Source organism: Mycobacterium sp. 1245499.0 (assembly GCF_001673615.1).
In the GTDB taxonomy this organism is placed as follows: Bacteria; Actinomycetota; Actinomycetes; order Mycobacteriales; family Mycobacteriaceae; genus Mycobacterium; species Mycobacterium europaeum_A.
Map to the genome: position 1 here is coordinate 1 of NZ_LZMG01000051.1, position 9,484 is coordinate 9,484.

Annotated in this window: 9 protein-coding genes and 1 pseudogene; 2 read left to right on the forward strand and 8 right to left on the reverse strand. The window is 70.2% G+C overall.

All coding sequences use genetic code 11. The features are described 5' to 3' along the window. The 4 genes and pseudogenes from A5646_RS02285 to A5646_RS02300 form a co-directional block, all read right to left on the reverse strand. Positions 1–266, reverse strand: a pseudogene (locus A5646_RS02285) (hypothetical protein); the annotation flags it as partial. Between the two features lie 45 nt (positions 267–311). Continuing rightward, complete coding sequence (smc, locus tag A5646_RS02290) at positions 312–3,908, reverse strand: chromosome segregation protein SMC (protein ID WP_066876550.1); 3,597 nt, start codon at positions 3,906–3,908, stop codon at positions 312–314. A 258-nt stretch (positions 3,909–4,166) separates the two neighbouring features. After that, complete coding sequence (locus tag A5646_RS02295; protein WP_066859986.1) at positions 4,167–4,460, reverse strand: acylphosphatase; 294 nt, start codon at positions 4,458–4,460, stop codon at positions 4,167–4,169. Further along, complete coding sequence (locus A5646_RS02300; protein ID WP_066876553.1) at positions 4,447–4,872, reverse strand: OsmC family protein; 426 nt, start codon at positions 4,870–4,872, stop codon at positions 4,447–4,449. The genes A5646_RS02295 and A5646_RS02300 overlap by 14 nt, the downstream gene beginning before the upstream one ends. A gap of 53 nt (positions 4,873–4,925) precedes the next feature. Here A5646_RS02300 and A5646_RS02305 point away from each other — a divergent pair, with 53 nt between their 5' ends. After that, positions 4,926–5,702 (forward strand): PIG-L deacetylase family protein, encoded by a 777-nt coding sequence (locus A5646_RS02305; RefSeq protein WP_066876555.1) that lies wholly within the window; start codon positions 4,926–4,928, stop codon positions 5,700–5,702. A gap of 19 nt (positions 5,703–5,721) precedes the next feature. Here A5646_RS02305 and mutM read toward each other — a convergent pair whose 3' ends face one another. The 4 genes from mutM to sepIVA all read right to left on the reverse strand — a co-directional run bounded on the left by mutM (position 5,722) and on the right by sepIVA (position 8,723). After that, the gene (gene mutM, locus A5646_RS02310) at positions 5,722–6,591 is read right to left on the reverse strand and encodes a DNA-formamidopyrimidine glycosylase (RefSeq protein ID WP_067019563.1); all 870 of its coding nucleotides are present in this window, start codon (positions 6,589–6,591) and stop codon (positions 5,722–5,724) included. A 15-nt stretch (positions 6,592–6,606) separates the two neighbouring features. After that, complete coding sequence (gene rnc, locus A5646_RS02315; protein WP_067019566.1) at positions 6,607–7,320, reverse strand: ribonuclease III; 714 nt, start codon at positions 7,318–7,320, stop codon at positions 6,607–6,609. Further along, on the reverse strand, positions 7,317–7,916 hold the full coding sequence (locus A5646_RS02320) for a DUF177 domain-containing protein (RefSeq protein ID WP_197505095.1): 600 nt from the start codon (positions 7,914–7,916) through the stop codon (positions 7,317–7,319). Before A5646_RS02320 ends, rnc begins: the two co-directional genes overlap by 4 nt. Before the next feature lie 69 nt (positions 7,917–7,985). Next, positions 7,986–8,723 (reverse strand): cell division protein SepIVA, encoded by a 738-nt coding sequence (gene sepIVA, locus A5646_RS02325; RefSeq protein ID WP_067019570.1) that lies wholly within the window; start codon positions 8,721–8,723, stop codon positions 7,986–7,988. A gap of 472 nt (positions 8,724–9,195) precedes the next feature. Between sepIVA and A5646_RS02330 the strand changes: the two genes are divergently transcribed. Continuing rightward, positions 9,196–9,484: permease (locus A5646_RS02330; RefSeq protein WP_231998217.1), on the forward strand; the 289-nt coding region annotated here is incomplete at its 3' end.

Below are 9,484 nucleotides of genomic sequence, written 5' to 3' on the forward strand. Positions count from 1 at the left end.
TAGCCGACGTTGATCTTGAACAGGAAGCGGTCGCGCTGGGCTTCGGGCAGCGGGTAGACGCCCTCGAGCCGATCGGCCGTCGTGGTCTGGCTGAAGGTGATACCCGAGGACGCGGTGTAGCCGCCGGAGCGGTCGATCGCGCCGGGCTCGGTGCGGGTGGAGAAGCTGATCCGGCGCCGGCGGTACCGCAGCAGGCCTGCCACCAGTGCGGTGATGACGAGCAGGGCAGCGACGACCGCGATGGCGATCCAAAGACCTTGGGACACGCTGACATTGTTTCAAGTCGCCCGGTGTGCGTCGGTCACCGGGCCTTACTCGACCGCGCCCACCAGCTGGTCCACCTGCTGGCCGCGCATCCGCTGGGAGATGACGGCGGTGATGCCGTCGCCCTGCATGGTCACACCGTAGAGCGCGTCCGCGACCTCCATCGTCGGCTTCTGGTGCGTGATGATGATCAGCTGAGAGCGCGCCCGCAGCAGCTCGAACAGCGAGATGAGCCGCCGCAGGTTGGTGTCGTCGAGGGCGGCCTCCACCTCGTCCATGATGTAGAACGGCGACGGGCGGGCCCGGAAGATCGCCACCAGCATGGCCACCGCCGTCAGCGCCTTCTCGCCGCCGGACAGCAGCGAAAGCCGGGTGACCTTCTTGCCCGGCGGCCGGGCCTCGACCTCGATGCCGGTGGTGAGCATGTCGTTGGGGTCGGTCAGCCGCAGCCGCCCCTCGCCACCGGGGAACAACACGGTGAAGACCTCGGTGAACTCGCGTTCGACGTCGGCATACGCCTCGCTGAACACCTGCAGGATGCGGGCGTCGACCTCGTCGACCACTCCGAGCAGGTCCTTGCGGGCGGCCTTGACGTCCTCGAGCTGGGTGGACAGGAAGTTGTATCGCTCCTCGAGCGCGGCGAACTCCTCCAGCGCCAGCGGGTTCACCCGGCCCAGTTCGGCCAGCTCACGCTCGGCCCGCTTGGCGCGGCGTTCCTGGGTGGCCCGGTCGTAGGGAATCGGCGCGGGCGCGAAGACCTGCTCACCGCGCTCCTTGGCCTGCTCGTATTCGGCCATCTCCAGATCGGTCGGCGGCAGCAGGTTGTCCGGCCCGTACTCGGCGATCAGGTCGGCCGGCGCCATCCCGAACTGCTCGAGCACCATCTGCTCGAGCTGCTCGATCCGCATCGCCGCCTGGGCGTTGGCCACCTCGTCGCGGTGCAGCGAGTCGGTCAGGGCGGCCACCCGGGCGCTCAGCGCGTTCACCTCGTCGCGCACCGCGGCCATCGCGGTCGCGCGCTGCTGGCGCTCGGCGGCCAGCGCGTCGCGGATCTTGGACGCGGCGTCGACGACCCCGGTTAACCGCTGCGCCAGCAGCCGCCCGGAGTCGGCCACCGCCGCCGCCACCGCGGCGGCACGCAACCGCGCCTCCCGCGCCTGCTGGGCCCGCAGCCGGGCTTCGCGCTCGGCCGCGGCCGCGCGGCGCAACGAGTCCGCGCGCCCCCGCACCGCGTTCGCCCGCTCTTCGGCGGTCCGCACCGCCAGCCGCGCCTCCACCTCGACGCTGCGCGCGGCTTCGGTCGCCGCGGCGATCCGCTGCCGGTCCACGGGATCTTCGGTCGGCGCCTGCTGGGTCTCCTGCGCGTTGCGCAGCCGGGTCTCCAGTTCGGTGACCTCGGCGACGGTCTGGGTCCGGCCCGCTTCGAGCTCCTCGCGCTGCCGCAGCAGCCTGCTCCACTCGTCCTCGGACGTCCGGGCCTCCTGGCCCAGCCGGCCCAGCTGTTCGTACATCCCCGAGATCTCGCTGTCGGATTCGTTGAGCGCGGCCAGCGCCTGCTCGGCGGAGTCCTGACGGGCGGCCTGCTCGGTCAGCGCCCCGGACAGCGCCGCGCTGAGCTGGGCCACCCGCGCCTCGGCGGCGGTCAGCTCGTCGCCGGCCTTGTCGATCTCCGACGTCACCTCGAGCGTGGACAGCTTGCGGTCCGAGCCGCCGCTCACCCAGCCGGCGCCCACCAGGTCGCCGTCGAGGGTGACCGCACGCAACCGGGGATGCGCGGCCACCAGCGCCAGCGCCCGGTCCAGGTCGTCGACCACCGCGACGCCGGAGAGCATGGCCGTGATCGCGCCGCGCAGCCGGGCGGGCGCGTCGATCAGGTCGAGCGCCCACAGCGCACCCGCCGGGGCGGCCTGCGGGGTGGGCTGATCGGCGGGCCAGTCCCCCAGCACCAGCGCGGCGCGGCCGCCGTCGGCCTCCTTGAGCGCGGCGACGGCCGAGCGGGCCGCGCCGAAGCTGTCGGCGGCCAGGGCGTCGGCCGCCGATCCCAGCACCGCGGCCAGCGCCGCCTCATACCCGGACCGGACCTTGACCAACTTGGCCATCGGACCCAAAAGACCTGTGCCGTCGTGGTTTTGGGTGAGCCACGCCGCGCCGTCCTTGCGCTCGAGCCCGATCGCGAGCGCCTCGATGCGGGCCCGCAACGAGGCCACCTGGCGTTCGGCGTCCCGCTCGGCGGACTGCAGTTCGGCCACCCGCTCGTCGGCCAGCCGCAATGCGGCGACGGTGCGCTCGTGGTGTTCGTCGAGACCCACCTCGCCCTGGTCGAGTTCACCGACCCGGCCCTGCACGGTCTCGAATTCCACCTTGGCCTGCTGCGCGCGGGCGGCGGCGGCTTCGATGCGTTCGGACAGCCGCGCAACGCTGTCGTCGATCGATTCGACGCGGGCCCGCATCGTCTCCACCTGGCCGGTCAGCCGGGCGAGGCCTTCCCGCCGGTCCGCCTCCGCGCGCACGGCCGCCATGTGAGCCCGGTCGGCCTCGGCGGCTTCGCGCTCGCGCTCGGCCAGTTCGGCGCGCGCGCCGTCCAGCCGGGTCCGGGCGCCGGCCAGCTCGGCGAGCAGCTGTTGTTCGGCGGCCGCGACCCGCTCCGCCTCGGCTTCCAGCGCGGCGGGGTCGGTGTCGCCGGTGGCGACCGGCTCGACGTCGAGGTGCTGGGCCCGCTCGCTGGCGATGCGCACGGTCGCGGCGACCCGTTCGGCCAGCGCGGACAGCGCAAACCAGGTGTGCTGAACGGACTCTGCGCGGCTGGAGAGTTCGGCGACCGCCGCCTCGTGCGTCGTCAGCTCCTCGGACGCCACCGCCAGCCGCGCGGCCGCCTGGTCGTGGTCGCGCCGCATGGCGGCCTCGGCCTCGAAGATGGCCTCCCGCTCGCCCTGCCGGTTGACCAGGTCATCGGCGGCCAGCCGCAGCCGGGCGTCGCGCAGGTCGGCCTGGATGGTCTGGGCGCGACGGGCCACCTCGGCCTGGCGGCCCAGCGGTTTGAGCTGGCGACGCAACTCGGTGGTCAGGTCGGTCAGCCGGGCCAGGTTCGCCGACATCGCGTCGAGTTTGCGCAGCGCCTTTTCCTTGCGCTTGCGGTGCTTGAGCACGCCGGCGGCTTCCTCGATGAACGCGCGACGGTCTTCGGGCCGCGATTGCAGGATCTCGTCGAGCTTGCCCTGCCCGACGATGACGTGCATCTCCCGGCCGATGCCGGAGTCGCTCAGCAGCTCCTGAACATCCATCAAACGGCAACTGCTGCCGTTGATTTCGTACTCGCTGGCGCCGTCGCGGAACATCCGCCGCGTGATCGACACCTCGGAGTATTCGATGGGCAGCGCGTTGTCGGAGTTGTCGATGGTGACGGTGACCTCGGCGCGCCCCAGCGGGGCCCGCGACGACGTCCCGGCGAAGATGACGTCCTCCATCTTCCCGCCGCGCAGGGTCTTTGCTCCCTGCTCCCCCATGACCCAGGCCAGCGCGTCGACGACGTTGGATTTGCCCGAGCCGTTGGGTCCGACGACGGCGGTGATGCCCGGTTCGAACCGCAGAGTCGTCGGCGAGGCGAAGGACTTGAAGCCCTTCAGCGTCAGACTCTTGAGGTACACGGCGAGCCAGACTACCGCTCAAATCGGCCCGGACGGCGGCACCGCGGGGTGTCGGCCGGCCCGAAATAGGGCGGCGTTTCGGGCGGTCGACGCACTGGTCACAGTGGTCACATCAGCCACGGGCGGAAGGTGAATGTCGCCCTGCGAAACGCGCTAGCGCCGGCGCTATCACGTTGCGGATTCGCCCATCGACGCCGCAGCCGGTGCCGGTGTGACATGTGAGGCCCAGGGGCTCGTCGGACGCCCGGACCGTGCCCGTCAGCGCTCGACGAAACCCTCGAACCGCTCCTGGGGCTGTGACCAGTCGGCGACCACCTTGTCGACGTGGCCGGGCCGCGACGGCCATGCGGTGCCGCCTTCCAGCAGGTGCAGCAGCTTCTCGCCGGCCGGCCGCGGGCCCTGGGCGACCACCAGAACGCGGCCGTCGGCCTGGTTGGCGGCATAGCCGGTGAGACCCAGTTCCAGCGCCCGGCAGCGGGTCCACCAGCGGAAACCGACGCCTTGGACCTGGCCGTGCACCCATGCGGTGAGCCGGGTGTCAGGCTCCGACATTTTTCGCCTCGGAGCTGACCTCGAAGTTGACGGTGGTTCCGGACTTGAGCGTGCGGCCGACCGTGCAGACCTGGTCGATCGCGCGGTTGACCACGACCAACAGGCGCTGCTTCTCGTCGTCGGCCAGCGACGACAGGTCCAGTTCCAGGGTCTCCTCGAGCAGCGGATAGCGTTCCTGCTCCCGGTCGGCGGCGCCGGAGACCTTCACCACCGCCTTGTAGTCGTCGCCCAGCCGGCGGGTCAGCGGCAGGTCGCTGGACATCCCGCTGCACGCCGCGAGCGCGATCTTGAGCAGCTCACCGGGGGTGAACACGCCTTCGACGTCCTCGGAGCCGATCAGCACCTGCGCCCCTCGTGAGCTGTACCCGGTGTAGCGGCGAGTTCCGGTGCGTTCCACCCATAGTTCGGCCATGGCTCATTTCTACCGGGCGTCCGAACTTTTCCGGCACGGGCATACTGTTTTGCATGTCCACCGTGGTCGCATTCCATGCCCACCCGGACGACGAGGTCGTGCTCACGGGTGGCACCCTGGCGCGGGCGGCGGCGGCCGGGCACCGGGTGGTCGTGGTCACGGCGACCGACGGTCGCGTGCACAACGAGGACCACAACGACCGGCTGAACGAATTGCGTTTGAGCGCAAGCATTCTCGGGGCGCATCGGGTGGAGTGCCTGGGGTACGCCGACAGCGGCTACGGGCCGCTCTTCTACCCGGATCCGCCCGGGCGCACCCGATTCGGCCGCGCGGACCTCGACGAGGCGGCCGGGCGGCTGGCCGGCATCCTGCGCGACGAACACGCCGACCTGCTGCTCAGCTATCAGCCCAACGGCGGCTACGGCCACCGCGACCACGTCCAGGTGCACCACGTCGGCAAGCGGGCCGCCGAACTCGCCGCCATCCCGCGGGTACTCGAGGTGACGATGCCGCGCGAAATGCTCCTTCGCGTCAGCGATGTCGCGCATTTGTTGCGGCTGCCGGAGCCGTACGAACGCGACATCGTCCGCGGCGCCTACGCCCCCCGCGCCACGATCACCCATCGCGTCAACGTCTTCGGATTCGCGCGCCAGAAGCGCGACGCATTCGCCGCCCACCGCTCCCAGATCGGCGCTTCGGGTCTGGTCGCGGGTGTGTTCGGGCTGCTGCTGCGGTTGCCGCCTCAGGTGTTCGGTGCGCTGTTTTGCCACGAGTGGTTCGTGGACCCGGCGCTGCCCACCGGGACGCTGCGCCGCGACATCTTCGATTGACTCATCCGCGTTCGAAAGCTCAACCCCGCGGGCGCGGTTGACATTTCGGGCAGTAGAACGACGAGCGGTTCATGAACTTCTCCCGGCGCATCACCGCCCCGCAGCGACGGCAGGCGTGGCCCGCACGGCCGTAGGCGTCCAACGATCGGTCGAAGTATCCGGACTCGCCGTTGACGTTGACATACAGCGAGTCAAATGACGTCCCCCCTTTGGCCAGCGCGTCGCGCATCACGGCGGCGGCGGCGTCGAGCACGGCGGTCAGCTGCTTGCGGCTCAGCGTGTCGGACAGTCGCGCGCCGTGCAGCTTGGCCCGCCACAGCGCCTCGTCGGCGTAGATGTTGCCGATACCCGACACCACCTGTTGATCGAGCAGCTGCCGCTTGATCTCGGAATGCTTGCGCCGCAAGACTTTTACCACCGCGTCCGCGTCGAAGCGGGGGTCCAGCGGGTCACGCGCCAGGTGCGCGACCGGTTCGGGCACCACGCTGCCGTCCACCTCGACCAAATCGGCGAGCATCCACCCCCCGAAGGTGCGCTGGTCGGCGAAACTCAGCACGGTCCCGTCGTCGAGCAGCGCGGAGATCCGGACGTGGTCGGCGCGCGGCACCGCACCGAGCAGCATCTGCCCGCTCATGCCGAGGTGAACCACGAGCGCCGTATCCGATTGCTGCCCAACGGGTTCGGTGTCGAGCAGCAGCCACAGGTATTTGCCGCGCCGACCGGTGCCGGTGATTCTCGCGTTCAGCAGCCGGGCGGTCAGGTCCGCGGGCCCCGCTTCATGACGACGCACCGCGCGCGGGTGGTGCACCCGCACGGCGGTGATCGTCTTGCCGACGACGTGGGCGTGCAGGCCGCGGCGCACCACCTCGACTTCGGGCAGTTCGGGCATTCAGACAGACACCATCTAGTTGGGCGTCGTCCCCGCGGTGTCCAGCACGTCGAGGGTTTTCCAGGTCTGGGCAGCGGCCTTCTGCTCGGCTTCCTTCTTGGAGCGGCCCACCCCGGTGCCGTATTCGGTCTCGGCCACCACGACCACCGCGGTGAATTCCTTGTCGTGGTCGGGGCCGGTGGAGGTGACGACGTAGGACGGCGCGCCCATGCCGCGCGCCGCGGTCAGCTCCTGCAGGCTCGTCTTCCAGTCCAGCCCGGCTCCCAGCGTCGGCGCGGCGTCCAGCAGCGGACCGAACAACCGCAGAATCACCTCGCGCGCAACGTCGATGCCGTGCTCGAGATAGATCGCGCCCAGCAGCGATTCCATCCCGTCGGCCAGGATGCTGGATTTGTCGGCCCCGCCGGTGTTGGCCTCCCCACGCCCCAGCAGCAGATGGACGCCGAGGCCCCCGTCGCACAGCTTGCGCGCGACGTCGGCCAGCGCCTGGGTGTTGACGACGCTGGCCCGCAGCTTGGCCAGGTCACCCTCGCTGCGGTCGGGGTGGCGATGGTAGAGCTCGTCGGTGATCGTCAGCCCCAGCACGGCGTCGCCCAGGAACTCCAGGCGCTCGTTGGTGGGCAGGCCGCCGTGCTCGTAGGCGTAGCTGCGATGCGTCAGCGCCAGGGACAGCAGTTCGTCGGACAGTTCAACCCCGAGGGCGTCGAGCAGAACCTGCCGTGAACTCACCGCTGGTCCCGCGACTCGTCCGACTCGGCGCTGAACATGCCCGCCAGCTTGGCCCACCGCGGATCGATGCGATCGTGCCGGTGGCCCGGCTCGGCGGCCAGCGAGACGCCGCATTCGGGACACAGCCCCGGGCAGTCCGGGGTGCACACGGGCGAGAACGGGAGCTCCAGCCCGACGGCGTCGCGGATCGACTGCTCGAGGTCGATGGTGTCGTCGACGATGTGGCCCACCTCGTCTTCCTCGGTGGTCGCCTCGGTGGTGCTGTCCGGGTAGGCGAACAGTTCGGTCAGGCGCACCTGCACGTGGCTTTGTAGCTTGGTCAGGCAACGCGAGCACTCACCGGCGGTCGGGGCGGTCACCGTCCCGGTCACCAGGACGCCTTCGGACACCGATTGGACCTGGAGGTCCAGGTCCAGGTCCGCGCCGGCCTCGATCGCGATCATGTCCAGCCCGATGCGGGACGGACTGGGCACGGTTTTTCGCAGGGTGACCATGGCCCCGGGGCGCCGCCCGAGCCGGGTGATGTCGAACGCCATCGGTCCGGCAAGCCGTGACGCTGCGCCGCGGGCCGATGATGTGCTGTGCTGCCGCGTCATACCGGGAATCCTACGGCGCTGACCCGACAATTCCAGGGCGTGGCCGCCCGGGTGGACCGCCGCGCGGGGCTAGCGCACGGCGTAGTCGTGGGTTCCGGCGGCGGTGCGCAGTTGGTGACGACCGCGTCCCACCGAGCGCAGGGTGCCGTTGAGGAATTCCTCGAACTCGGCGAGCTTGTTGTCGACGTAGATGTCGCACTCGCCGCGCAGCCGGTCGGCCTCGGCGTGCGCCGAGTCGATGAGCCGGGTGGCCTCGGCGTTGGCCGCCTCCACCACGCTGTTCTGCGACACCAGGCGCTGCTGCTCCTTGATGCCCTCTTGCACGGCCTTCTCGTAGGAGATGTTGCCGTTTTCCAGCAGCCGGTCGGCTTCGGCCTGGGCGCGCCCGACGCTGGCTTCGTACTCGCGCTTGGCCGCCGTGGCGATGCGCATCGACTCTTCGCGAGCCTCGCCGACCATCCGCTCGCTGTGCTGGCGCGCCTCGCTCACCATCCGGTCGGCTTGCGCCTTGGCGTCGGACAGCAGCCGGTCGGCCTCCGCGCGGGCGTGGTTGAGCATGGACTCCGACTCGGTGGTCGCCGAGACCACCATGGACTCGGAGTGCGCCTTTGCGTCCTGCAGCATCGAATCGCGGGCGTCCAGCACATCCTGGGCGTCATCCAGTTCGCCCGGAATCGCATCCTTGATGTCGTCGATCAACTCCAGCACGTCGCCGCGGGGCACCACGCAGCCGGCCGTCATCGGAACGCCACGGGCTTCTTCCACGATGGCGCTGAGTTCGTCCAGCGCCTCAAAGACTCGATACACGGCCATACCCTCCTGGCGTCTGCAAAGATCCGGTTGTTACCAGTGTGCCTGGTGTTGTCCCTGTGACAGCGGTGGCGAGCCCGGTGTGTCGGGTATTTGCCCGTTCGGGGCGCCTCAAACAACCCGCCGCGCCGTTTCCGGCCAGGTCGCAGGAATCCAGTGTCATCAGAAAGCGCCCGTTCACGCTGTTACCGCGGCCGCCACGGCCGCACGAGGTGGTTCATCCATATTCGGCGCCGGGCTCCCGCCGAGGCTCGACGGGCGCGGGGCCCGGGGTTTGCGTCGACACGCCGGGGCCCGGCTATTTGCCAGCGATTCTAGGCGCCGGGCGGCCGGGCCACTATCTCGTCCGCCGGCGATATACCCCCTCGGGGTATAATGCACGGGGTATGCGGGCGCCCTACGGTTTACCCAGGAGGACACAGTGACGGTGCTATCGGCGATCGGGCACGCGTTGACGCTCGCGGGCTCGATGACGTGGGAAATCTTGTGGGCGCTGATCCTGGGTTTCGCCATCTCGGCGGTGGTGCAGGCCGTCGTGCGGCGTTCAACGATCGTGTCGCTGATGGGCGACGACCGGCCGCGCACCCTGGCGATCTCCGCGGGGCTGGGCGCGGCGTCGTCGTCGTGCTCGTACGCCGCGGTGGCGCTGGCGCGGTCGCTGTTTCGCAAGGGCGCCGACTTCACCGCCGCGATGGCGTTCGAAATCGGTTCCACCAACCTGGTGGTGGAACTGGGCATCATCCTGGCGCTGCTGATGG